Below are 25461 nucleotides of genomic sequence, written 5' to 3'. Positions count from 1 at the left end.
GTTTATATTTTGACTCGCATCATCTTCTCCTCACTTTTTCCTCTCTGTTATCACAAGAAGTAAATCGTTTGCTATTTTAATTAACATCAATGCCCTTCTTTTGTTATTTGATAGTTAATCCCATAGAACCTGCCTATAGCTTCTGAAAAAAAAACCATTATTTCCGTAAATTCCCCCTCGCTATCATCGCCGCAGAGAAAATTCAACGCAAAGCACATCGGGATCGTCTCAGCCTGCCTGTCAGATCTTTTGTGGAGACAATGTATGCACGCTTACCCTCACCTGTTTACCCCGTTAACAATCAACGGGATGACATTAAAAAACCGTATCATCATGCCGCCAATGGGCACCAATCTGGCCAGTCTGAATGGCGAAGTCTCTCAGGAACAGCTTGATTACTATTCACTTAGAGCAAAGGGTGGCACCGGGCTCATTACGATTGAGAATATTTGCGTGGATTTCCCATTCGCGTCGAACGGCACCACACAACTACGCATTGATAATGACCAGTATATTCCCGGTTTATACAAACTCACCGAGACGTTGCATAAACACGGAGCCTGTGTCGCCATCCAGTTAAATCATGCAGGTGCATCAGCTTATACCTATCGCCTCAATGGGGAGATGCCCATTTCAGCCTCCGCGGTACCGTCAAAAAAGAAGGGGACTATTCCACGTCCGATGACGCATGAGGAAATATATCGGGCGGTTGACAAATTTGGTGACGCTGCAGAACGCGTCAGACGCGCCAATTTTGACTGCGTAGAGATTCATGCCGGGCACTCTTATTTAATTAGTCAGTTTTTATCGCCACTGTTCAATCAGCGCAATGACGAATTTGGCGGAAGTATCGAGAACCGGTCACGCTTTTTAACCCTGATTGTCGACAAAGTTCGGGCCTGCGTTGGACCGACGTTTCCCATCAGTCTGCGTATCAGCGCGGATGATTTTTTACAGGGCGGTAACACGCTCGCGGATTCGCTGCGCATCCTTGAATACTGTCAGGAAAAAGTCGACATCATCAATGTGTCGGCGGCGCAGAATGACAACCTGTTTTTACAAATAGACCAAATGTCTCAAGAGGATGGCTGGAAACGCTATCTGTCACGTGCCGTTCGCGACAAATTTAATAAACCCACCGTTGTCGCTGGCAATATTCGCACGCCTCAGCTTGCTGAAGACATTCTTGCCCAGGGTGACGCCGACCTCATTGCCATTGGTCGCGGGCTGATTGCCGAACCAGACTGGGTGCAAAAGGTACAGAGTGGGCATGAAGAGATGATGCGTAAGTGCATCTCCTGCAACATCGGCTGCGCCGACCATCGCATTGCCCGCTCGCTTCCCCTTCGCTGCTCAATTAATCCCGATATTATCCATGGTGATGCTTATAAAAAGCGGCGGGTAAATCGTCCAACGCGTGTCGTCGTCATCGGGGCTGGGACCGCAGGTATCGAAGCCGCCTGCACGGCCGCCGAGGTGGGATGCAAGACATGGCTGCTTGAAGCCAAAGACCATATCGGAGGCCTGGCTGTCGAGATTGCACGGTTGCCCGAAAAAAAACGTATTGCCGATTTTCCGCAATTCCTGAACAACCGTATTGCCCGGCTGGAGAATTTGCAATTGCAGCTGGGGCAACACATTCAGCCCGACTCCCTCGAAGTGCTGCGTCCCGACTTGATTGTGAATGCCACGGGCTCTGTCCCCCTGCTGCCGCCAATTGCAGGGTTACATGAGACGATCGACCGCCCCGGCAGCGGGGTGTTCACGATTACTGGCATGATTCAACACCTGAATAGCTTTAGCGATCTGCAAGGCAAGCGTATTGCCGTGGTCGGCGGCGGTGCCGTTGGACTCGATGTTGTTGAGTATTTTGCCAGCCGAGGCGCTGAAGCTGTACTGATTGAAATGCAGCATTCACCAGGACGCGACCTCGACATCATCACAAAGAGAGCCATGTTAGCTCTGCTTGAACAACATCAGGTAGAACAACATATGGACACGCAACTCGTTGAAGTTCAACCCGATCGCTTCCGCGTTAAAAACCCTCACCGCACCTTCGACATCACCTTTGACTACGGATTTATCTGTCTGGGGATGCGTCCTAACCGCACCGGTTTCGAGGCCATAGAGCACTGGGCCACCGCCAACCAGATCAAAATAATGAACATCGGCGACAGCCTGAAAGCGCGGCGAATTATTGATGGTGTACGCGAAGGACGCAACGTACTGGATGCCCTCGAAGAGATTGGCGCACTGGGTAACCGCGAAGCGACAAGCATTCCACTTTTAACTTACTGAGGACACTATCATGGCAGAACGTATTACCGGGCATACCGAGCTGATTGGGCTAATAGCCACCCCTATTCGCCACAGTATGTCGCCAACCATGCACAACGAAGCCTTCGCGCATCTTGGGCTGGACTATGCTTACCTGGCTTTTGAGGTCGGCACTGAGGAACTGAAGGAGGTGGTGCAAGGTTTTCGTGCACTGAAGCTGCGCGGATGCAATGTTTCCATGCCCAATAAAACGGAGGTTTGTCGTTATCTGGATAAGCTGTCTCCCGCTGCGCAGCTTGTTGGCGCGGTGAACACCGTCGTGAATGATAATGGCGTGCTAACCGGGCACATCACTGATGGTACAGGTTACATGCGCGCCCTCGCTGAAGAGCGCATAGATATCCTGGGCAAAAAGATGACTGTTCTGGGCGCTGGCGGTGCGGCAACGGCCATTTGCGTTCAGGCCGCGCTGGATGGGGTAAAGGCGATCTCGGTATTTAACCAACGCGATAAGTTCTTTGCCAATGCGCAGGAAACCGTGGCGAAAATTCGTGCCCATACTGACTGTGAGATTCAGCTTTTTGATCTCGACGACCATGACCGTTTACGCGCTGAGATTAACGACAGCGTTATTCTCACCAATGCGACCGGCGTGGGCATGAAACCGTTTGAAGGTCAGATGTTGCTCCCCGACGACAGCTTCCTGCGTCCTGAGCTCATTGTCTCGGATGTTGTATATATCCCACGTAAAACACATCTGCTTGAGATCGCAGAGAAAAAAGGCTGCCGTATTATTAATGGTCTCGGCATGATGCTGTGGCAAGGCGCAAGCGCGTTTGAAATCTGGACAGGAAAACCGATGCCTGTTGATCACCTCAAAAAAATCCTTTTTTGAGGATGACAGAGATGAAAAACAAATATATTCCCACCGCCGCTGGGCTGTATCTCAATTATCTCATTCATGGCATGGGCGTGCTGGTCATCACTCTCAATATGGCTAACCTGCAGGTGCAATGGAACACCGATGCAGCGGGCGTATCGATTGTGATTTCCTCACTGGGCATTGGCAAACTGATTACCATCATTACCGGTTTTCTGTCGGATCGTTTTGGCCGCAAGCCTTTTGTCTTTTTGGGCATCATGAGTTACGTGGCGTTTTTCATCGGTATTCTGTTTACCCGAGATATTTATACGGCTTATATCTTTGGCGTGCTGGCAGGTATGGCAAACAGTTTCCTTGATTCAGCCACCTATCCGACGCTGATGGAGGCTTTCCCGGACTCGGCCAGCCGCGCTAACGTGCTGATTAAAGCGTTTGTCTCCGCCGGGCAATTTTTATTGCCGTTTATCATTAGCCTGCTTATCTGGGCGGATTTGTGGTTTGGTTGGTCATTCGTGCTGGCAGCAGCCTTAATGATGATGAGCGGAATCTACCTGATCAAGATGCCGTTTCCCGATCATCGGGTACAGAACGTCGCGGAAGGATCAGCCACGGTGGCAACCCCACCGCGTAGTCGTCTGTATCAGCTGGATATGGTTGTGTTCACCTTATACGGCTATATCAGTATGGCGACCTTTTATCTGGTGAGCCAATGGTTGGCACAGTATGGGCAGTTTGTCGCTGGCATGTCCTATACCGCATCGGTGAAATTACTCAGTATCTACACGGCAGGATCGCTGACCTGCGTATTCGTCACGGCGGTCATGGTGAAAAAAGTGTTGAGCTCAGCCATTGCGATGATCATTTACACTTTCTTGTCGGCCCTCTCAGTGCTGATCGTCTGCCTCTATCCGACGCCACAAATGGTTACTGGTTTTGCGTTCGTCTTTGGGTTTGCGGCCGCAGGCGGCGTTATGCAACTGGGGGCAACGATCATGGCGATGAGTTTTCCCCATGCGAAAGGCTTTGCGACAGGGGTCTTTTACACCGCCGGCAGTCTGGCCAGTTTTACCATCCCTTTATTTACAGCACATCTTTCACGAATCAGTATCGCCAGCATCATGTGGTTTGATCTGATTATTGCGGTGGCAGGTTTTATCCTTGCGCTTTATATCGGTTCCCGCCAGCTTCAATTTCATTGTGCGGAAAAACGCAGCCAAACTGCCTCAGCAACCCGTTGAACAGTTAAAACAGGAATGACTATGACTCAAACGGTTAGGGTTAAAAACATCATATTCCAACAGGGACAAACGCTGCTATGTGTGCCCTTGACAGGCCGTACTCGCGCTGACCTTCAGGCCGGAGCGCAGTTACTGGCCACAGCAAAGGCAGACATTATTGAATGGCGCGTCGACCACTTCATCGATGGGAAAGACGTGAGTGAAGTCTTACTGGCGCTGGCCGACATTCGTCAGCAACTGGGGGAAACACCGCTGCTCTTCACCTTCCGCAGTAAAAAAGAAGGCGGCGAGGCGGAAATCAGTGATGACGAATACTTCGCGCTCAACCGTGCGGCCGCCTTAAGCGGACTGGCTGATGTGATTGATATTGAGTTGTTTAATGATGAGTCACGCATCCGTTCGCTGGTAAGCGAGGCCCATAACGTCGGTGTTAAGGTCATTATGAGTAATCATGATTTCCACCAAACACCCGCGAAGGAAGAGATCATTTACCGGCTGCGCCGCATGCAGGATTTAGGTGCAGACCTGCCGAAGATCGCCGTAATGCCTCAGACACCACAGGATGTGCTGACGCTGCTGTCTGCCACCCTGTTAATGAAAGAGTGCTACGCAACGCGGCCGCTTATCACTATGTCGATGGGAAAAATGGGCGGTGTCAGTCGGGTAACCGGACGCCTGTTCGGTTCCGCAATGACTTTTGGCACCCTGGGCCAGTCCTCGGCACCAGGGCAAATCGCCGTTACACAGTTGCGGGAGATGATGGAGACGCTTTCTTAGATGCTGACATGCCCAAAGCCGTGCTTTGGGCATGTTTCTGGGCGACCTGGCTGTTCGCGATAATAAAGTTTTTTAGCCTAAGCACAGCGGGTGAAAGCTTTTTGGTTTTAATCGTCGCCAGACAAATATAACGGGGTGGGAGCGAATTTTTGATCGTCAGGATATGAATATTGTAGTACGCGAGTGCCGCAATCCTTGGCATGATGGCGATACCATAACCGATACTGACCAATCCGGCCATTGCCAAATCCTCTTCCACATAGCAGGCAATGTCCGGTGACAGCTTTTGCTGTTGAAAGATTCCGTCAATAAATGGACGTAGCCCACTATTTTCTGAAAAATAGACATAGGGATAACGAATGGTCTCCGCTAAATCAACTTCACTGTCGTATAAACGCGCTAACGGATGATCTTTCGCCGCCACCACCACTAATTCTTGTTCAATCACCGGGATAAATTCAATATCAGGATCGTCGCCAATGCGAGAACAAATGACCATATCAACCTTATCCGCTTTTAGTGACTGCAACAACACAACTGACGTTCCCTGTTTAAAAGAGAATGTCACATCGTTATGACACAAGTGTTGGGAATACTTGTTGATAATTTGCGGAACAACATATTCCCCCATAGTATAGATAAACGCAATCCGGATATTTTCCCGGCACAGAAATTGATTATTTTTTAGCACCTCCTTGCCATTTTCCAATGCTGAAAGTGCCGTCTCAACATAGGGTAAAAAGCATTTACCACTTTCGCTAATCCTCACATTTCTGCCCTGACGGGAAAAGAGTGATACGCCTAACTCCTTTTCTAACTCTGCGATAGCATGACTCAACGATGGCTGGGTGATAAAAAGGCTGGATGCTGCTTCTGTGTAATGCTCAGTTTCTGACAGGCGTTTAAAATAATAAAGTTGCTTCAGGTTCATGGCATTTGCCTTTAAATAAAAAGTAAATCATCTATCCCTACTTTATCATCGTCAAAAGAACTAATTATGTACTCAGGTCAAAATTAATGGCACTAAAAAAATGCTATAAACAAGCAAAAAAGATTAGCAATGTCAGACTATTTTTTAATGTAAAAAAAACATCAAAAAATAGTTTAAACTTCAGGAATACACCATGAAAAAGTCATACCAAGAGGAACAGACTGGCAGGTACATGCAGAAAAAGAAACCCACGAAAGTCAGAATGGTTATTCTGCTATTAATATCCATTGGTACAATGATTAACTATCTTGATCGCACAATCCTGGGCATCGTTGCGCCAAAAATCACCAGTGAACTTGACATCGATCCTGCCATGATGGGCGTTGCCTTTTCTGCTTTCGCCTGGACGTATACGCTGGCACAAATCCCTGGTGGGATGTTTTTAGATCGCTTTGGTAATAAACTGACCTATGCGCTTTCTATTATGTTTTGGTCGATTTTCACCCTACTGCAAACCTTTACTTTTGGACTCAAATCATTGATCTTACTGAGGCTGGGACTGGGGCTAAGCGAAGCTCCGTGTTTTCCGGTCAATAGCCGCGTAGTAGCAAAATGGTTTCCTCGTCATGAACGTGCTCGCGCCACCGCAACCTATTCTGTCGGGGAATATATTGGCCTGGCGGCATTTTCGCCCTTACTCTATATCATTCTGGAGCATCATAGCTGGCGCAGCCTTTTTTTGATCACCGGCGGGGCCGGTATTATTTTCACGTTTATTTGGTGGCGTTTTTATCATGAACCTGAAGTATCAAAAAAAGCCAACAAGGAAGAAATTGAATATATTCTCAACAATGAACCTATCGAAAAAATCAAAAACACGCCTTTTAACTGGCCCGATGCTAAACGTTTAATATGCTGTCGGCAAATCATCGGTGCCAGCCTCGGACAATTCGCTGGAAATACGACACTGGTCTTTTTCCTGACATGGTTCCCCACCTATTTAGCGAAAGAACGGCAACTTGAATGGCTTCAGGTGGGTTTTTTCTCAGTGTGGCCATTTATGGCTGCCGCAGTAGGCGTTTTCTTTGGCGGTTGGCTGTCTGATAAATTATTAAGTAAAACGGGTTCCATTAATCTGAGCCGAAAACTCCCAGTCATTAGCGGCTTAATTCTTTCCGGCATGATCATTGCTGCTAACTGGATGAGTTCAGATAGCGCCGTGATCATTATTATGTCCATTGCCTTTTTTGGTCAAGGCATGGTTGGATTGGGCTGGACAATTATCGCGGATATTGCACCTGCTTCAATGGCAGGTCTCACTGGCGGTATATTTAACTTTTGCGCCAATATGGCCTCGATTTTGGCCCCCCTGATTATTGGCATTATTATTTCAATGACGAGCAGCTTTTTTTATGCGTTAGTGTATATCGGCATCACGGCGGTTATTGGCTTAGTCGCCTATACCTTTATCATAGGCGATATTAAGCGGATTGTTCTTTAAAGTACCGTTCCCCCGGCACTGTTATTCCGGGGGAACGCGCGTATTAAATGTCTTTAACTTTTCTGATCATCACCAGCGTCAGCACAGCAATCGCGGCAATTACCCAGTACACGCTGCCGTGACCAAAATGTTCAACCAGCATGCCCTGAAATAACCCCGCCAGGATAATGCCGGTCGAAATGCTGTTGGTAAACAGGGTTGTGGCCGCCCCAGCCCGTCCGGGCATCAGATCCTGAAACCACAACATCCCGATGCCCGCGACTACGCCGATAAACAGGGCGTTAAACACCTGCAGGATCAGCAATGCCAGATGGCTGTGAAACAGAATCAGTCCGCTGTAAAACACCACGGCTGAGGCAACCGCTGCCACCATCATATTGCGTTTGCCCCAGCGTTTGGCATAGAAGCCCGCCAGGATCATGACCGGGATTTCCAGCCCGGCGGCCGTGCCCATTAAGAGACCGGCAAGGTTTTCGGGCAAGCCTAAATCATTGCTGATCCACAACGGCATGTCGATGATGTACATGGTGTTGCAGGTCCACATCAGGGTCGATGCAGCAAACAGGACGCGCACGTCACGAATACGCCAGCCGCTCAGAGGAATACCGCCCGACTGCATCAGGGAAGCGGTGCGCGGCACCGAGGGCAACGTGAACCAGACCAGCAGAAAACAGATAAAAAACAGCCCGGCCGCCACACTGAACAGCGTCACGAAACCAAAATTCAGCGCCAGCGCAAACGACAAAGGTGGCCCAATCACCCATGCCAGCGACACCTGCGCACGCATAATGGAGCTGAACATCACCACTTCGCGCGAAGCACTGTCGGCATATTCTCGCGCCAGCGCAAAGAGCTGTGGCATGGCGACATTCGCCAGCGATGAGAGCAGCACACCTAAGGTTATCAGCGTCAGATAATGGCGGGTAAACGCGAACAGTATGGCGTTTGCCAGGGCAAGGATGCAGCACAGTAAAATGATATTACGTCGATCGCCGACGCTGTCGGAGCGCTTTGCGATCATCATGCTCACCACAATGCCTGCAATGGCATTGATGGTAAAAAACAGTCCTACCCACAGCGGCGGCACCTGCACTTCCCGTGATAAAAACAGGCTTAGCGTGGGTGCCTGCAAAGCACCGGCAATACCGAGGATAAAAGCGGTTACCATAAAGGCAAAAAAGACAGGATTAAAGCGCTTGAAGAGCGTGAACAACGATTTCATGCCAGGTCCCTTACAGGATGAAAGTGATAAACAGGTTGCATGACTGATGGGCGTCAGCCCTTCATTTTGCCTGATTATACTCAACGTAAAATAACAAACGGATGATGCTCATAGCCTACTGCATGTCAGGTTATACCGCGCGTGTTGCCGCTTTCTTATGGCCTTCTGCCTGCGAAACCTTTCGTACCTGGTGGCGCGGCTCAGGCTGCCCGGATAAGGTTTTTAGTAGGTAATCATCAACAAAATTGCCTCGCGTTTCATCGCCAGTACACTGTTTTATGACTGCCACCTTCACCACGAGAACGAGACATGATTACTTTCAGGCCGCTAACCGCTGACGAATTCACTGCGTTTACAGATTATTTCATTGCTGATTATGCCGCAGAGATAGTCAGCAATGACCGCATTTCACAAGAGGATGCGCTGCGACAGGCTCGTCAGACTATCCTGTCCAGCTTCCCTGACGGCGAAAAAACGACCGGGCACGTTATTTTGTCTATCACTGACACCAGTAAGGATAACGCACAACCTGTCGGTTACCTGTGGTACAAACCGGACCTGGCGTTTGGATCCGTCTTTATCAATGACTTTTACCTGTTCCCGGCCTTCCGCGGACAAGGCCTCGGCCGGGCGTCCATGGCGGCGTTAGAAAAGCGGCTCATTGAGCAGGGTTTCACGCAAATCAGGCTGCGCGTCGCGGCAGATAATCCCTCTGCACGTCAGCTTTACGACACCGCCGGTTTTCAGGTGACGGGCATCAATATGAATAAGGTGCTGACGCCCGTCTCCGGCAAAGAACCGTTACCCTAAGCGAAAAAAGCCAGCAGAATAAACGCTGCTGGCGAAATGGTAACACACGACTCAGAAGGGACAGACATCGCTGCCAGTCCATGTCAGAGCGCCATTCATGACTGAATGCCTCCCGCTCTTCCATTACAGGAAAGCTTGCCTCTAAAATGAGGTAAGAAAAACAGAGCACGTTTCTCAGGGAGTTCCTCTTTTATGTCTTCATCACGTCTGAAGCAGCAGTTCATTCGTCTGTGGCAAAGTTGCCAGGGGCAATCGCAGGAAACAACCCTGGGCGAACTGGCTGATTTGCTGCACTGTTCGCGTCGCCATATGCGAAACCTGCTAAACAGAATGCAGGAGGCTGGCTGGCTGACCTGGCAGGCCGAAGCCGGACGGGGAAAACGCTCCCTGCTCACCTTCTGCTATACCGGGCTGGCACTGCAGCAGCAGCGAGCCGAAGACCTGCTAGAGCAGGATCGTATCGATCAGTTAGTTCAACTGGTGGGGGATAAAAACCAGGTCAGGCAGATGATTAGCGCGCACCTGGGGCGCAGTTTTCGCCAGGGCAAACATATTTTGCGCGTCCTTTACTACCGTCCTCTGCTCAATCTGTTGCCCGGATCGCCACTGCGCCGTTCCGAAACCCATATTGCCCGCCAGATCTTTAGCGGCCTGACCCGTATAAATGAGGAAAAGGGGGAAATCGAAGCCGATATCGCCCATCACTGGCAGCAGAGCTCGGATCGTCACTGGCGCTTCTATATACGGCCGGCCATCCGTTTTCACCATGGCCGGGAACTGGACATGGCCGACGTTATCGCCAGTCTTGAACGTCAGCGCCAGCATCCTCTGTTTTCCCATATCCACCGGATCGATTCCCCTGCTCCCTGGACGCTGGATATTTATTTAGACCAGCCCGACAGCTGGCTGCCCTGGCTACTGGGTAGCGTCAGCGCCATGATTCTGCCGCGTGAATGGCCTGAAATCCGCGATTTTGCCCGCCAGCCTGTGGGAACTGGCCCCTATCGGGTGATACGCAATCAGCAAAGCCAGCTGAAGATCGAAGCGTTTGATGATTATTTTGGCTATCGCGCGTTGATCGATGACGTGTCGGTTTGGGTCCTGCCCGAGATCAGCGACGAGCTGGTGTATGCCGGCGTTCGTCTGCAGGGCGAAAATGCCGATGAGAAACAGGAAGAGAGCCGCCTCGAAGAGGGTTGCTACTATTTACTGTTCGATCAGCGTTCAGAAAAAGCTGCCGATCGGGACATCCGGCGCTGGGTAAGCTACCTGCTTAATCCGATTGCACTCCTTAATAAGGCGGGCATGGGTTATCAGCGCTACTGGTTCCCGGCTTACGGCCTGCTGCCCCGCTGGCACCATCGCCGCGATCTGACCCCGGTGGAAAAACCTGCCGGCCTCACGACGCTGACGCTGACCTGGTATAATCAGCATATTGAGCATGTCAGCATTACGGATGCCCTGCGTCCACTGCTGGCAGAACATGGCGTTGCTTTGGAAACCCGAGAGGTCAGTTACGAGAGCTGGCATCAGGGCGAGGGTGAAAGCGATATCTGGCTGGGCAGCGTCAATTTTACTCTGCCACTTGAGTATTCACTGTTTGCGTTGTTATACGAAACGCCGTTAATGCAGCACTGCCTGCCGGTTAACTGGCAGCAGGATGCCGCGCGCTGGCGGGGAAAAACGCTTCCCCTTGCCGAATGGGGTAAACACCTGGTTGAGAATAACTGGCTCCATCCGTTGTTTCACCACTGGCTACTGCTGGAGGGCCAGCGAAGCATGCGCGGCGTCCGAATGAATACGCTGGGCTGGTTTGATTTTAAATCCGCCTGGTTTGCCCCGCCCACGCTGTGAGCCTTCCCCCCTGACCGTTAAATGACTAGAATGTCACGTTCTCAACGGGGTGCCTCTTTCCACAGTGTCAGAGCGCTGAGAAATACCCGTCGAACCTGAATCGGTTAATACCGACGTAGGGATTTGAGAGGCTACTTTGCTCAGATCCTTTGCGACTCAACCCTGCCGCCATTAGGAGCGCAAAGTGTTAAAAAACGTCCTGCCCGTGCTGCTGTTACTTTCTACCCCGGTATTCGCCGCCAAACCTGTCCTGACGGTTTACACCTACGACTCCTTTTCCGCTGACTGGGGCCCCGGCCCGGCTGTAAAAAAAGCGTTTGAAGCCCAGTGCGATTGCGAACTGAAATTTGTTGCCCTGGAAGACGGGGTATCCCTGCTGAACCGCGTGCGCATGGAAGGCAAAAACAGCAAGGCCGATGTGGTATTAGGCCTGGACAACAATCTCGTGCAGGCGGCGGCACAAACCGGCCTTTTCGCCAAAAGCGACGTGGATACCAGCAAACTGCAGTTGCCAGACGGCTGGAAAGACACCACTTTTGTGCCCTTCGATTACGGTTACTTTGCGTTCGTCTATAACAAAAACACCCTGAAGAATCCCCCTACAAGCCTGAAAGAACTGGTGGAAAGCCCGGAGAAGTGGCGCGTGATTTATGAAGATCCGCGCACCAGCACGCCCGGCCTTGGCTTGTTACTCTGGATGCAAAAAGTCTATGGCGATAAGGCCCCTGAAGCCTGGCAAAAGCTGGCGAAAAAAACCGTCACGGTCACCAAGGGCTGGAGTGAAGCCTATGGTCTGTTCCTGAAAGGCGAAAGCGATCTGGTGCTGAGCTATACCACATCGCCGGCTTACCACATCATCAAAGAGAAAAAAGATAACTATGCCGCTGCGCCGTTTGCCGAAGGCCATTATCTGCAGGTAGAAGTGGCGGCCAGACTGGCCAACAGTAAACAGCCAAAACTGGCGCAGCAGTTTATGCAATTTATGGTGACGCCTGCTTTCCAGAACACCATTCCGACCGGCAACTGGATGTATCCCGTGATCAAAACCGACCTGCCTGCTGGCTTTGCCTCTCTCAGCGTGCCAAAAACCGCATTACAGTTCTCGCCCGAAGAGGTCGCCAGCCACCGTTCGCAATGGGTTAGCCAATGGCAACGCGCCGTCAGCCATTAATTCCGTGCTGGCTGATTCCGGGTTCCCTCGCCACGCTACTGCTTTGCAGCGTGGCGCTGTTGGCATTTGCGTCATTGTGGATGGCGGCACCGGCGACCGACTGGCTGAAGGTACTGCAGGATGATTATCTGCACCATGTGATGGTCTTTTCATTGGGTCAGGCCCTGCTCTCTGCCCTGCTCTCTCTGCTTCCGGCCATTCCGCTATCCCGCGCCCTTTATCGACGCCGCTTTCCTGGCCGCCAGTGGTTGCTGCGCCTGTGCGCTATGACCCTGGTACTGCCCGTGCTGGTCGCGGTGTTTGGCCTGCTTACCGTTTATGGTCGGGTGGGCTGGCTGGCACAGCTTTGCGCATGGCTTGGTGTGGACTATCACTTCTCACCTTACGGGCTGCAGGGCATTTTACTGGCGCACGTATTTTTTAATCTGCCGTTGGCTACGCGCCTGATGCTTCAGTCACTGGAAAGCATTCCTGCCGAACAGCGGCAGCTGGCTGCCCAGTTGAACATACGTGGCTGGCATCAGTTCCGGCTGCTTGAGTGGCCCTGGCTGCGCCGCCAGCTGCTGCCCACGGGCGCACTGATCTTCATGCTCTGCTTTGCCAGTTTTGCCACCGTACTCTCGTTGGGCGGTGGCCCCCAGGCAACCACTGTCGAACTGGCCATCTTCCAGGCGTTAAGTTATGACTACGATCCTGGCCGGGCTGCATTGCTGGCGCTTATTCAGCTCTGCTGTTGCCTGATGCTGGTGCTCCTCAGCCAACGCTTCAGTAAAGCCATTCCGGCTGGCAGTCCACAGCTGCAGGGCTGGCGCGATCCTCAGGACTCCACGCTGTCACGCGTCAGTGACGCCGTGATGATTGTTTTCGCGCTGCTGCTGCTGCTGCCTCCGCTGCTGGCGGTGATTGTGAATGGTCTGGAGGGCGGGATTCAGGGCGCGTTACAGCAACCGGCCCTGTGGCAGGCCACCCTGACCTCGTTGCGGATCGCGCTCGGTGCCGGGCTGTTATGTGTGGTGCTGACCACGATGTTGCTGTGGAGCAGCCGGGAGCTGCGCCTGCGGCAGCGTAATGTCGCCGCACAAGCCATGGACAGCAGCGGTATGTTGATTCTGGCGATGCCCGGTATTGTACTGGCAACCGGCTTTTTCCTGCTGCTGAACGCGACGGTCGGTTTGCCCGACGCCCCGGATGGCGTGGTCATTTTTGCCAATGCGTTAATCGCCATTCCCTACGCGCTGAAAGTGCTGGAAAACCCCATGCGAGATATCGCTGAACGTTACACCCGCCTGTGCGGCGCACTGGGCATCAGCGGCTGGAACCGTCTGTGGCTGATTGAACGGCGAGCACTAAAGCGTCCACTGGCGCAGGCGCTGGCATTTGCCTGCATCCTGTCAATTGGTGACTTCGGCATTGTCGCGCTGTTTGGCAACGCGGATTTCCGCACGCTGCCGTTCTACCTTTATCAGCAGATAGGTTCCTATCGCGGCGCAGATGGGGCCGTGACTGCGCTGATACTGCTGTTACTCTGCCTGTCTCTGTTCACTCTGATGGAAAAATTACCGGGTCGCCATGCTGACACTGAATAATCTGACTTACCTGTATCAGCATTTGCCGATGCGTTTTTCTCTGAACGCCGTTCGCGGCGAACGGCTGGCTATTCTCGGCCCCAGCGGCGCGGGTAAAAGCACGCTGTTAAATCTGATAGCCGGCTTTCTGCCTGTCAGCCAGGGCAGTCTGACGATCGACGGTGTCGATCACACCCACAGCGTACCCGCTCAGCGACCGGTGTCGATGCTGTTTCAGGAAAACAACCTGTTTCCACATCTTAACGTTGAACAAAATCTGGGGCTGGGCTTACATCCAGGATTGAAGCTTAATTCAGTGCAACTTCAGCAGGTCGCGGCTATCGCCCACCAGGTGGGGTTAAGCGATATGCTGACGCGCCTGCCGGGTCAGCTCTCGGGTGGACAACGCCAGCGCGTTGCGCTGGCGCGCTGTTTACTCCGCGATCGCCCGCTGCTGCTGCTGGATGAACCTTTTTCGGCGCTTGACCCGGCCCTGCGCGGTGAGATGCTTCATCTGGTGCGTACCGTCTGCGAAACCCGCGCGATTACGTTGCTGATGGTGTCGCACAGCCTTGAAGATGCGCAGCAGATTGCGCCACGCAGTGTTGTCGTGGTGGACGGACGGGTTTACTGGGATGGCGCGACGGACAGACTGTTATCAGGCGAAATACGGGAAGCCGATGTGCTCGGCATCCCGCTTCGTTAGCCAATAAAGACCTGCCACAAAAGGTGGCGGAAAATCGGCATCATCGGGTGAAACTGGATGCCGATAAAGGCTGCAACGGCGACGACAAAACTCAGCGGTGCCAGCCAGCGCAGGCGTTGCGGCGGCAAATACGCCGTCGCCCAGTCGCGGGTTTTACCGCTGCGCCACCAGCGCCAGCACAGCCAGCATCCCAGCCACACCAGAATAGCAACGCCCAATAACAGCCAGATGAAATGACCGCCCCTGGCTTCTTTCGGTACATCAATCGCGACGCCTGCCAGAATACCCGGCAATAAATAGAGCGGTGGCCATAAAATGCAGCCGATCAGGTTGGGGGGCAGAAACTTACGCACCGGCAGTTCCAGCATGCCCGCCACCAGCGGGATTAACGGTCGGGTTGGTCCCACAAAGCGCCCGACCAGAATCGTAAACATGCTGTGCTGATACAGCGCATGTTCGGTCTTATCCAGTAACCCTTTGTACTTTTGCAGGTATTTCCAGCGATGGAGCGGCCCCTGAAATTTCCAGCCAATGCCATAAGATACCCAGTCGCCCAACAGGCAGCCGACGAAGCCCGCCGCCCAGGCCGGATACAATCCTATCTGCCCACTACCGACCAGCGCGCCCAGGCTTGCCATCATCACGGTTCCAGGGAGTAACAGCCCCACGAACGCTAATGACTCCAGAAATGTCACCAGCGCCACGGCAAACAGCGCCCACTCCAGCGACTGTGTAATCAGGTGTTCAACCCAGGCTTCCATATCAATCCTCAGAAAAAGCAGAAGGCTGGATTGTCCAGAGCAGACATCACAGCGTCAAGGCAAGAATTGTAGGTCAATATTGACAAAACGCACCGGCAGACACTGTATAAATATCCATGTTATACTTTTTAACCTACACTTCCGACTCGCTGTCTGCCTGGAGAATACGTGAATAAGCCCCGCGCAGGGTTTCTGCTCAGCCGTCACTGGCGCGATACGCCGCAAGGCACTGAAATTACGCTCTGGCTGGCCACCGATTCAGGTGCTCAGCGCGTCGTGCTGCCCGCGCAGGAATCGGTAACCTTTATTCCCGTTGAATATCAGGCCCAGGTGGAATCGCTGTTGCAGGACGAGCGTCAGCTGCGCATCCAACCTTTGCAGTTAAAAGATTTTCGCCGCCGTCCGGTATTTGGCCTTTACTGCCGCCAGCACCGTCAGTTGCAGTGGATTGAAAAAAAACTGCGTGAAAACGGTATTCCTCTCTATGAATCCGATATCCGTCCCCCCGAGCGCTACTTGATGGAACGGTTTATCACCGCGCCCGTGTGGTTCGATGGAGATATTCAGGGCGATTCGGTGGTTAACGCTCGTCTTAAACCTCATCCTGATTACCGCCCGCCGCTAAAGTGGGTATCGCTGGATATCGAAACCACTCAGCACGGGGAGCTTTACTGCATCGGCCTGGAGGGCTGCGGTCAGCGCCAGGTTTACATGCTGGGGCCGCCTAACGGTGATGCCAGCGCACTGGATTTCGAACTCATCTACCTTGAAAGCCGCCCGCAGTTGCTGGACGCGCTTAATCGCTGGTTTGCCGACAACGACCCGGATGTGATCATCGGCTGGAACGTGGTGCAGTTTGACCTGCGTGTGCTGCAAAAACACGCCGACCGCTACGGCATTCCATTGCGTCTTGGCCGACAGCAGGCCGTGCTGGAGTGGCGAGAACACGGTTTTAAACCCGGCGTTTTTTTTGCCCAGGCCAGCGGACGCCTGATTATCGATGGCATTGATGCGCTGAAATCCGCCTTCTGGGACTTTCCCTCCTTTAGTCTGGAGGCCGTCTCGCAGCAGCTGCTTGGTGAAGGCAAAGCCATTGATAATCCGTGGCAGCGCATGGAAGAGATCAACTGGCGTTTTGCCAACGATAAACCGGCGCTGGCGCGCTATAACCTGAAAGACTGCGAGCTGGTGACGCGCATCTTCCACAAAACCGAGATTATGCCATTTTTGCTGGAGCGCGCAGCCGTCAACGGGCTGGCAGTCGATCGCCACGGCGGCTCCGTCGCCGCCTTCAGTCATCTGTATATCCCCCGCATGCATCGGGTCGGCTTTGTTGCGCCTAATCCTGGCGATGTTGCACCAGAGGCCAGCCCCGGTGGTTACGTAATGGATTCCCGTCCCGGCCTGTATGATTCGGTGCTGGTGCTGGATTATAAAAGCCTGTACCCGTCGATTATCCGCACTTTTCTAATCGATCCCGTCGGCCTGATTGACGGCCTGGCGCACCCTGCTGACGCTGACTCCGTCACCGGTTTCCGCGAGGCACGCTTCTCCCGCACAACGCACTGCCTGCCGGCTATCGTTGAACAGATTTGGCAGGGACGTGAAACCGCAAAACAGCAGGGTAATAAACCGCTGTCGCAAGCGCTGAAAATCATCATGAATGCGTTTTACGGCGTGCTGGGCACCAGCGCCTGTCGCTTTTTTGACCCACGGCTGGCTTCCTCCATCACCCTGCGCGGTCACGCCATCATGCAGCAAACCCGCGAACTCATTGAAGCCGAAGGCTATGATGTGATTTATGGCGATACCGACTCAACTTTTGTCTGGCTCAAATCCGCCCACAGTGAAGCCGATGCAGAAGCCATTGGCCGCTCGCTGGCGGTGAAGGTTAATCACTGGTGGCGCACGCATCTGCAACAGCAATACGGCCTGACCAGCGCACTGGAGCTGGAGTATGAAAATCACTTTTGCCGCTTCCTGATGCCCACCATTCGCGGTGCCGAACAGGGCAGTAAGAAACGTTATGCCGGCTTAATTCGGGAGGCCGAAGGTGAACGTATGGTGTTTAAAGGGCTGGAATCGGTACGTACCGACTGGACGCCGCTGGCGCAGCAGTTTCAGCAGGCGCTTTACAGCCGGATATTTCATCGCCAGCCTTGGGAGGAGTATGTCCGCACTACGGTGGCGCAATTACTGGCGGGCGAGCTGGACGATCAGCTGATTTACAAAAAGCGCCTGCGCCGCCCGCTGAACGAGTATGAACGAAACGTGCCGCCGCACGTTCGCGCCGCCCGCCTGGCTGATGAACAGAACCGTAAACTGGGCAGGCCGCTGCAATACCAGACCGGCGGCCGCATTCGCTATGTGATTGCCACCGGCGGTCCTGAGCCCGTGGAGGCCCGAACCACGCCGCTGGACTACGATCATTACGTCACAAAACAGCTGCAACCCGTAGCCGAAGGCATTCTGCCCTTCGTCGAGGGTGACTTTGCTACACTCATTACCGGGCAGTTAGGGCTTTTTTGACAGGTGACGAATGCCCTGCCATCCAGTACCATAATGCCCTTCCTCAAAACTCACTGCTCTGAAATGACGTACCAGGCCCTTTTGCCTGGTTGACATGCTATTGCCTGAGAATGGGGAACACCTTCAAAAACGTTAAAAATTCGAGCAAAAATTATATGGTTTTTACATTAGGTCAGCGTTGGATCAGTGATACAGAAAGTGAACTGGGATTAGGCACCGTGGTGGCGATTGATACTCGCATGATCACGTTGATTTTTCCGGCCACAGGGGAAAATCGCCTCTACGCTCGCAACGACTCGCCGGTCACTCGCGTGATTTTTAATCCGGGTGATACCGTTACCAGCCACGAAGGCTGGCAGATGCAGGTCGATGAAGTCCGCAATGACAATGACCTGATAACCTATATCGGTACGCGCCTTGATACCCAGGAAACCGACGTTATGCTGCGCGAAGTGATGCTCGACAGCAAACTGGTGTTCAGTAAGCCTCAGGACCGGTTATTCGCAGGCCAGCTTGATCGTATGGATCGCTTCGCCCTGCGTTTTCGTGCACGTAAATACCAAAGTGAGCAGTATCGTCTGCCTGTCAGTGGCCTGCGCGGCATGCGCACCAACCTGATTCCACACCAGCTGCACATTGCCCACGATGTGGGTCGTCGCCATGCGCCGCGCGTTCTGCTGGCGGATGAAGTGGGCTTAGGTAAAACCATTGAAGCCGGCATGATTATCCAGCAGCAACTGTTAGCGGGCCGGGCTGAGCGCGTGCTTATTGTGGTGCCGGAAACCCTGCAACATCAGTGGCTGGTAGAAATGCTGCGCCGCTTCAACCTGCGCTTTGCCCTGTTCGATGACGATCGCTATGCCGAAGCACAGCATGACAGTGATAATGCCTTTGACACCGAGCAGTTGATTATCTGCTCGCTGGACTTTGTCCGTCGTAATAAGCAGCGTCTGGATAAGCTGGCGGAGGCTGACTGGGATTTAATGGTGGTCGATGAAGCTCATCACCTGGCCTGGTCCGAAGGCGAACCCAGCCGTGAATATCAGGTTATCGAAAAACTGGCCGAAAAAACGCCGGGCGTCCTGTTACTGACGGCAACGCCAGAACAGTTGGGCATGGAGAGCCACTTTGCGCGTCTGCGCCTGCTCGATCCTAATCGTTTTCATGATTTTGCCGCCTTCGTTGAAGAGCAGCAGCACTTCCGTCCGATTGCGGACGCGGTCACCTCGCTGCTGGCCGATCATGCCATCTCCCAAAGCGAGATGAATATGATCAATGAGCTGGTCGGCGAGCAGGACATTGAACCGCTGCTGCAGGTGGCAAACAGCGACCGTGAAGGCAAGCAGGACGCGCGCAAAGAACTCATTTCTATGCTGATGGATCGCCACGGCACCAGCCGCGTTCTGTTTCGTAATACGCGGAACGGTGTGAAAGGCTTCCCTAAACGTGAGCTGCACCAGATCCGTCTGCCGCTGCCTGCGCAGTATCAAACCGCCATTAAAGTGTCCGGTATTATGGGAACGCGCAAAAGCGCAGAGGCGCGTGCGCGCGACCTGCTTTACCCGGAGCAGATTTATCAGGAATTCGAAGGCGATACCGGCACCTGGTGGAACTTCGATCCACGCGTTGAATGGCTTATGGGTTATCTCACCAGTAACCGTAAAGAGAAGGTGCTGGTGATCTGCGCTCAGGCCGCGACGGCGCTGCAGTTGGAACAGGTCTTGCGTGAACGGGAAGGGATTCGCGCTGCGGTGTTCCACGAAGGCTTGTCGATTATTGAACGCGATCGGGCCGCTGCCTGGTTTGCTTCAGACGAGAACGGTGCGCAAGTGCTGCTGTGTTCCGAAATTGGCTCCGAAGGCCGTAACTTCCAGTTCGCCAGCCGTCTGGTCATGTTCGATCTGCCGTTTAACCCGGATCTGCTGGAACAGCGTATTGGTCGTCTGGATCGTATTGGTCAGGCACACGATATCCAGATTCTGGTGCCGTGGCTGGAGAAAACGGCGCAGGCCGTGCTGCTGCGCTGGTATCACGAAGGGCTGGATGCGTTTGAGCACACCTGTCCGACCGGCAGAGCAATCTATGACAGCGTTCACGCAGAGCTGATCAACTATCTGGCTGCGCCGGAAAACAGCGACGGTTTTGATGATTTCATCATTGAATGCCGCAAGCAGCATGACGCGCTGAAATCCCAGTTGGAACAGGGCCGCGATCGTCTGCTGGAACTGAACTCTAACGGTGGCGACGCCGCTCAGGCGCTGGCGAATACCATCGCCGAGCAGGACAATGATACTGAGCTGGTTAACTTTGCCCTCAACCTGTTCGACATCGTGGGAATCAATCAGGAAGACCGCAGCGATAACCTGATAGTGCTGACGCCATCGGATCATATGCTGGTGCCGGATTTTCCGGGCCTGCCAGAAGATGGTTGCACGATCACCTTCAATCGCGATCAGGCCCTTTCGCGTGAAGATACGCAGTTTATCACCTGGGAACATCCGTTAATCCGTAATGGGTTGGATCTGATCCTGTCAGGTGATACCGGGAGCTGTGCGCTGTCATTGCTGAAGAATAAGGCCTTACCCGTGGGAACGCTGTTGGTCGAAATGATCTATGTGGTGGAAGCGCAGGCGCCGAAACATCTGCAACTCACCCGTTTCCTGCCGCCAACGCCCGTGCGTCTGCTGTTAGATCGCAACGGTACGAATCTGGCCGGTAAAGTGGAGTTCGAGAGTTTCAACCGTCAGTTGAATGCGGTTAACCGCCATACCGGCAGTAAGCTGGTGAATGCCGTACAGCAGGATGTTCACGCGATTCTTACGCTGGCCGAAAAAGAAGTCGTCAGTGAAGCGCGCGCCGTCATTGACGCGGCGCGGCGTGAGGCAGGCGAAAAGCTGGGGGCCGAGTTATCCCGTCTTGAAGCCCTGAGAGCCGTGAACCCCAACATCCGTGACGATGAAGTCGAGGCGTTAGAAAGCAATCGCCAGCAGGTGCTGGAGAGTCTGGATGAGGCCAACTGGCGACTGGACGCGCTGCGTCTGATTGTGGTTACGCATCAATAAGTTCAGGGCCGCAAGGCCCTCTTTTTTGGAATAACCTATGGAACCCTATAATCCGCCGCAGGAGCCCTGGCTGCACATCCTGTATCAGGATGCCCACATCATGGTGGTGAATAAGCCCAGCGGCCTGCTTTCGGTACCCGGCCGGCTTGAAGAGCACAAAGACAGCGTGATGACGCGGATTCAACGCGATTATCCCGAGGCTGAGTCCGTGCACCGGCTGGATATGGCGACCAGCGGCGTGATAGTGGTTGCCCTGACAAAAGCCGCCGAACGCGAGCTTAAACGCCAGTTTCGCGAGCGCGAACCCGCGAAGACCTATGTGGCCCGGATCTGGGGCCATCCGGCCAACGAGAAAGGCGTGGTGGATTTACCGCTGATTTGCGACTGGCCAAATCGCCCGAAACAAAAAGTGTGTTTCGAGACCGGCAAGTCGGCACAAACCGACTATCAGGTGATTGAATATCGCGAAGATAACAGCGCCCGCGTTGTACTGAAGCCGATTACCGGGCGGTCGCACCAGCTGCGCGTGCATATGCTGGCGCTGGGCCATCCGATTCTGGGGGACGGTTTTTATGCCCATCCGGAAGCAAAAGCCATGGCAGAGCGCCTTCTGCTGCATGCCGAATCATTAACCATTACGCACCCAGCGTTTGGTAATGCCATGACCTTCAGGCAGCCTGCCGATTTTTAACCCGCGCGTCATGCCGGGTATTCGCGCGCCCTGGCCATTCGCCCGGGCGCGCATCAACCGCTTACTTAAACCCTTTTTCTTTGCGAATCAGATCGTAAGCTGACTGAATGTCCTGCGCTTTCTGTTTGGCCATTTCCATCATTTCTGGCGGCAGGCCTTTCGCCACCAGCTTATCCGGGTGATGTTCACTCATCAGCTTGCGATAGGCGCGTTTAATGGTGGTGGCATCATCCGTCGTTTTCACGCCCAACACATTGCAGGCATCCGAGAGCGTCGGGCCACGTTGCGCCTGTTGAAAGCCACCCTGTTGCGAGTAGCTGCGGCCGCCACCGAACTGCTGGCCCCCTTCCATCATGCGCAGAAACTGGTCGAACTGGCTGCGTGAAATCCCCAGTTCTTCACCAATCACATACAGCACCTGACGTTCATTGGGATGCAGTGAGCCATCGGCAAAGGCCGCCTGAATCTGAATTTCCAGAAACATCCTAATCAGATCAAAACGGCCGAAGCAGGCGCTGCGTAATTCACGCAATTTATTACGTAACGGATACTCGCCCTGTTTGCCTTCACGAAAAGCACGCTGAGCAGCCGTTCGGGCCTCTCCGTGCAACTGCATGCGATCCATAAACAGCGAGGCAATCTGGATATCCGCTTCGGTTACGCGCCCTTTGGACTTGGTTAAGTGCCCCATGACCTGAAAAGTCGTACTGAAAAACAGTGACTGCCGGGTCTGATTATTTGAGAAGTAAGCCTTGCTCTGCGCACCGCGAACCTTATCAAATCCATGCCCAACGATCAGACCAATTACAATTCCCCAAAAGCCTGCGCCGGACAGCAATCCAAGCACTAAACCTATAACTTTTCCCCAGTAGCGCATAAACTCCTCAATTCGCCATGCTTACGGCTGAAAATTGCATTATCATACCTGTCATTTATCTCAGCGCCTAACGGCAGCGCGGACAGAAAAGGATTAACACTGGCACAACGCCAGGCAGTGCGTTAGTCTCTGACCCGATTGTCGGCATGATGCCAGTTTTCATGGAATTTTCGATACCGCGTATGAAAAAACATATACCTACTCTGCTGGCCACCATGATCGGCGCAGCCATTAGCCAGCAAGCCTTCGCCGACGATTTAATGTCGCAGTGTATGTTGGGCGTACCCAGTTACAATCGTCCCCTGGTTAACGGCGATCCTAATCAGCTGCCCGTTACTATTCACTCGGATTCACTGAAAGGCAACTACCCTGACGATGCGGTATTCACAGGTGATGTGGATGTTAAGCAAGGCAACAGCCGCATGCTGGCAGACGAAGTCCAGCTTCATCAACGCCAGCCCGAAGGGCAGACGGTTCCCGTCCGTACTGTGGATGCGCTAGGTAATGTGCACTACGATGACAATCAGGTCATCCTGAAAGGTCCGAAAGCCTGGTCAAATCTTAATACCAAAGATACGAACGTCTGGAACGGCGATTATCAGATGGTAGACCGCCAGGGGCGAGGCACTGGCGATCAAATGAAGCTGCGCGGAGAAAACCGCTACACCATTATGGAAAACGGAACCTTCACCTCCTGTCTGCCTGGCAGTAACAGCTGGAGCGTTGCTGGTTCTGAGATTATTCAGGATCGTCAGGAAGAGGTTGCTGAAATCTGGAATGCGCGCTTTAAGCTCGGTTCGGTTCCCGTGTTCTACAGTCCCTATATGCAGCTGCCGCTGGGCGACCGCCGCCGTTCAGGCTTCCTGATCCCCAACGCCAAATACGGCAGCAGCAACGGTTTTGAATTCATTCTGCCCTATTACTGGAATATCGCGCCGCAGGCGGATGCCACCATTACGCCGCATTACATGAGTAAGCGCGGGCTGCAATTGCAGAATGAATTCCGCTACCTGACCCAGGCGGGTGCAGGCATCGTTGAGTTCGACTATCTGGCATCGGATAAGCAGTACGACAACGATAAAGCCGCGCGCGGCATCGCCCAAGACGACAGTTCCGACCGCTGGTTATTTTACTGGCGCCATTCAGGTGTTTATGACCAGCACTGGCGTTTTAGCGCTGACTACACCAAAGTCAGCGATCAGTATTATTTCAACGATCTGACCTCACCTTATTACACCTCGACTGACGGTTACGCCTCGCAGAAATTTAGCGTGGGCTACGCGGATACCAACTGGGACGCAACCCTGTCGACCAAAGACTTCCAGATTTTTGGTAATACCAGCAACAGCAACGTCTATCGCGCCTTCCCGCAACTGGATGTGAACTGGTATCAGAACGATGTCGGCCCGTTTGACACCCATATTTATGCGCAGGCCGTGAAGTTCACCAACGTAAACAGTAGTTTCCCTGAAACCACACGTTTACATGTTGAGCCCACCATCAATCTGCCGTTATCAAACGGCTGGGCCAGCCTGGATACCGAAGCCAAGTTTCTGGCGACGCACTACCAGCAAAAAGATGTTGATTACTACAACACTAACTTTGCACCGAGCAGCACCACGAGTGGTGTGCTGAAAGACTCCGTCAACCGCACCTTGCCCCAGTTTAAGGTCGACGGTCGCATGGTGTTTGACCGTGATATGGACTGGGCGCAGGGTTATACCCAGACGCTGGAACCCCGTGTTCAGTACCTCTATATCCCGTATCGTGACCAGAGTGATATCTATCCTTACGACTCCACCCTGTTGCAAACCGACTATACCGGCCTGTTCCGCGATCGCTCATACAGCGGTCTGGATCGCATCGCATCGGCCAACCAGGTTGCAACCGGTGTGACGACGCGAATTTATGATACCGATCTGGTTGAACGTTTTAACGTTTCTGTGGGTCAAATCTATTCGTTTACGCCTTCTCGTACGGGCGTTAACCAGGTCAACAAAGAAGATGATACAGGCAGTCTCCTGTGGGCAGGTGACAGCTACTGGAAGATAAGCGATCGTTGGGGCGTGCGTGGCGGGCTGCAATACGATACCCGCCTGAATAACGTCGCGCAGGGTAATACCGTGCTGGAATACCGTCGTGACGCTGACCGTATGGTGCAGTTGAGCTACCGTTACAGTAGCCCGGAGTATGTTGCTTCTGCGCTGAACAACAGTTCACTGGTGAATAACCCGATTTATAAAAACGGGATTTCGCAGGTTGGTACGACGGCGAGCTGGCCGATCCATGACGCCTGGTCGGTGGTTGGCGCGTATTACTATGATACGCGTAATAATCGTCCTGCATCACAGTTGGTGGGTCTGCAGTACAGCTCATGTTGCTACGCGATTCGTCTGGGCTATGAACGCAAAATCAACGGTTGGGAAAACAACGACAGTAAGTATGACAACCAAATCTCATTCAACATTGAGTTACGTGGCCTGAGTTCAAATTATGGGCTGGGCACCGGCCAGATGCTGGCTCAGGGAATCATCCCTTATCAGCATGCATTCTGATGTTGTGATGTTTGACAGGCAATCCCGCAGTGCGGAACCAATAATGGATAA

Annotated in this window: 18 protein-coding genes and 1 riboswitch; of the genes, 14 read left to right on the top strand and 4 right to left on the bottom strand. The window is 53.1% G+C overall.

The window, feature by feature from the left end; genetic code table 11:
* The first annotated feature begins 264 nt into the window (after nt 1-264).
* The 4 genes from CMR03_RS05100 to aroD are packed head-to-tail and all read left to right on the top strand — an operon-like array spanning nt 265 to nt 5175.
* Nucleotides 265-2298, top strand: a complete 2034-nt coding sequence (locus tag CMR03_RS05100; RefSeq protein ID WP_096010979.1) for an NAD(P)/FAD-dependent oxidoreductase — start codon at nt 265-267, stop codon at nt 2296-2298.
* A gap of 10 nt (nt 2299-2308) precedes the next feature.
* Nucleotides 2309-3172 carry a shikimate dehydrogenase gene (locus CMR03_RS05095; RefSeq protein WP_096010978.1) on the top strand — a complete coding sequence of 288 codons (864 nt, stop codon included), beginning with the start codon at nt 2309-2311 and terminating at the stop codon, nt 3170-3172.
* Between the two features lie 11 nt (nt 3173-3183).
* Complete coding sequence (locus CMR03_RS05090; protein ID WP_096010977.1) at nt 3184-4398, top strand: MFS transporter; 1215 nt, start codon at nt 3184-3186, stop codon at nt 4396-4398.
* Between the two features lie 21 nt (nt 4399-4419).
* Nucleotides 4420-5175, top strand: coding sequence for a type I 3-dehydroquinate dehydratase (gene aroD / locus CMR03_RS05085; RefSeq protein WP_096010976.1), 756 nt, complete (start codon nt 4420-4422; stop codon nt 5173-5175).
* Here the strand turns inward: aroD and CMR03_RS05080 are convergent.
* Nucleotides 5138-6106 carry a LysR family transcriptional regulator gene (locus tag CMR03_RS05080; RefSeq protein ID WP_096010975.1) on the bottom strand — a complete coding sequence of 323 codons (969 nt, stop codon included), beginning with the start codon at nt 6104-6106 and terminating at the stop codon, nt 5138-5140. The genes aroD and CMR03_RS05080 overlap by 38 nt on opposite strands.
* 193 nt (nt 6107-6299) lie before the next feature.
* Between CMR03_RS05080 and CMR03_RS05075 the strand changes: the two genes are divergently transcribed.
* Nucleotides 6300-7607: an MFS transporter gene (locus tag CMR03_RS05075; protein WP_096010974.1), complete on the top strand. Its 1308-nt coding sequence runs from the start codon at nt 6300-6302 to the stop codon at nt 7605-7607.
* A 43-nt stretch (nt 7608-7650) separates the two neighbouring features.
* Here the strand turns inward: CMR03_RS05075 and CMR03_RS05070 are convergent, their stop codons facing one another.
* Nucleotides 7651-8829, bottom strand: a complete 1179-nt coding sequence (locus CMR03_RS05070) for an MFS transporter (RefSeq protein ID WP_096010973.1) — start codon at nt 8827-8829, stop codon at nt 7651-7653.
* Nucleotides 8830-9138: 309 nt separating this feature from the next.
* Between CMR03_RS05070 and CMR03_RS05065 the strand changes: the two genes are divergently transcribed.
* The 5 genes from CMR03_RS05065 to thiQ all read left to right on the top strand — a co-directional run bounded on the left by CMR03_RS05065 (nt 9139) and on the right by thiQ (nt 14935).
* Entirely contained in the window at nt 9139-9639 is a 501-nt protein-coding gene (locus CMR03_RS05065; RefSeq protein ID WP_096010972.1) for a GNAT family N-acetyltransferase, read from the top strand.
* 192 nt (nt 9640-9831) lie between these two features.
* Entirely contained in the window at nt 9832-11493 is a 1662-nt protein-coding gene (gene sgrR, locus CMR03_RS05060) for an HTH-type transcriptional regulator SgrR (protein ID WP_096010971.1), read from the top strand.
* 35 nt (nt 11494-11528) lie between these two features.
* A riboswitch (TPP riboswitch) is annotated at nt 11529-11633 on the top strand.
* 44 nt (nt 11634-11677) lie between these two features.
* Nucleotides 11678-12664: a thiamine ABC transporter substrate binding subunit gene (thiB, locus tag CMR03_RS05055; protein ID WP_096010970.1), complete on the top strand. Its 987-nt coding sequence runs from the start codon at nt 11678-11680 to the stop codon at nt 12662-12664.
* Complete coding sequence (gene thiP / locus CMR03_RS05050; protein WP_096010969.1) at nt 12640-14250, top strand: thiamine/thiamine pyrophosphate ABC transporter permease ThiP; 1611 nt, start codon at nt 12640-12642, stop codon at nt 14248-14250. The genes thiB and thiP overlap by 25 nt, the downstream gene beginning before the upstream one ends.
* Nucleotides 14234-14935 carry a thiamine ABC transporter ATP-binding protein ThiQ gene (thiQ, locus tag CMR03_RS05045; protein ID WP_096010968.1) on the top strand — a complete coding sequence of 234 codons (702 nt, stop codon included), beginning with the start codon at nt 14234-14236 and terminating at the stop codon, nt 14933-14935. Before thiP ends, thiQ begins: the two co-directional genes overlap by 17 nt.
* Here the strand turns inward: thiQ and CMR03_RS05040 are convergent.
* On the bottom strand, nt 14932-15696 hold the full coding sequence (locus CMR03_RS05040) for a DedA family protein (protein WP_096010967.1): 765 nt from the start codon (nt 15694-15696) through the stop codon (nt 14932-14934). The genes thiQ and CMR03_RS05040 overlap by 4 nt on opposite strands.
* A gap of 168 nt (nt 15697-15864) precedes the next feature.
* Here CMR03_RS05040 and polB point away from each other — a divergent pair, with 168 nt between their 5' ends.
* The 3 genes from polB to rluA all read left to right on the top strand — a co-directional run bounded on the left by polB (nt 15865) and on the right by rluA (nt 21978).
* Nucleotides 15865-18225: a DNA polymerase II gene (polB, locus tag CMR03_RS05035; RefSeq protein ID WP_096010966.1), complete on the top strand. Its 2361-nt coding sequence runs from the start codon at nt 15865-15867 to the stop codon at nt 18223-18225.
* A gap of 155 nt (nt 18226-18380) precedes the next feature.
* Entirely contained in the window at nt 18381-21287 is a 2907-nt protein-coding gene (rapA, locus tag CMR03_RS05030) for an RNA polymerase-associated protein RapA (RefSeq protein ID WP_063881107.1), read from the top strand.
* A 37-nt stretch (nt 21288-21324) separates the two neighbouring features.
* Nucleotides 21325-21978: a bifunctional tRNA pseudouridine(32) synthase/23S rRNA pseudouridine(746) synthase RluA gene (gene rluA / locus CMR03_RS05025; RefSeq protein WP_096010965.1), complete on the top strand. Its 654-nt coding sequence runs from the start codon at nt 21325-21327 to the stop codon at nt 21976-21978.
* A gap of 61 nt (nt 21979-22039) precedes the next feature.
* On the opposite strand, the gene djlA is transcribed toward rluA, so the two are convergent.
* Nucleotides 22040-22855 carry a co-chaperone DjlA gene (gene djlA, locus CMR03_RS05020; protein WP_063878376.1) on the bottom strand — a complete coding sequence of 272 codons (816 nt, stop codon included), beginning with the start codon at nt 22853-22855 and terminating at the stop codon, nt 22040-22042.
* Nucleotides 22856-23037: 182 nt separating this feature from the next.
* On the opposite strand from djlA, the gene lptD reads away from it, so the two are divergent.
* A complete protein-coding gene (gene lptD, locus CMR03_RS05015; protein WP_164484301.1) occupies nt 23038-25410 on the top strand; it encodes an LPS assembly protein LptD in 2373 nt (790 codons plus the stop codon).
* Nucleotides 25411-25461 lie beyond the last annotated feature (51 nt).

This window comes from Pantoea allii, assembly GCF_002307475.1.
GTDB lineage: Bacteria > Pseudomonadota > Gammaproteobacteria > Enterobacterales > Enterobacteriaceae > Pantoea > Pantoea allii.
Note: the sequence above shows the minus strand (reverse complement) of the source record. Positions and strands in the feature narration are given on the sequence as shown.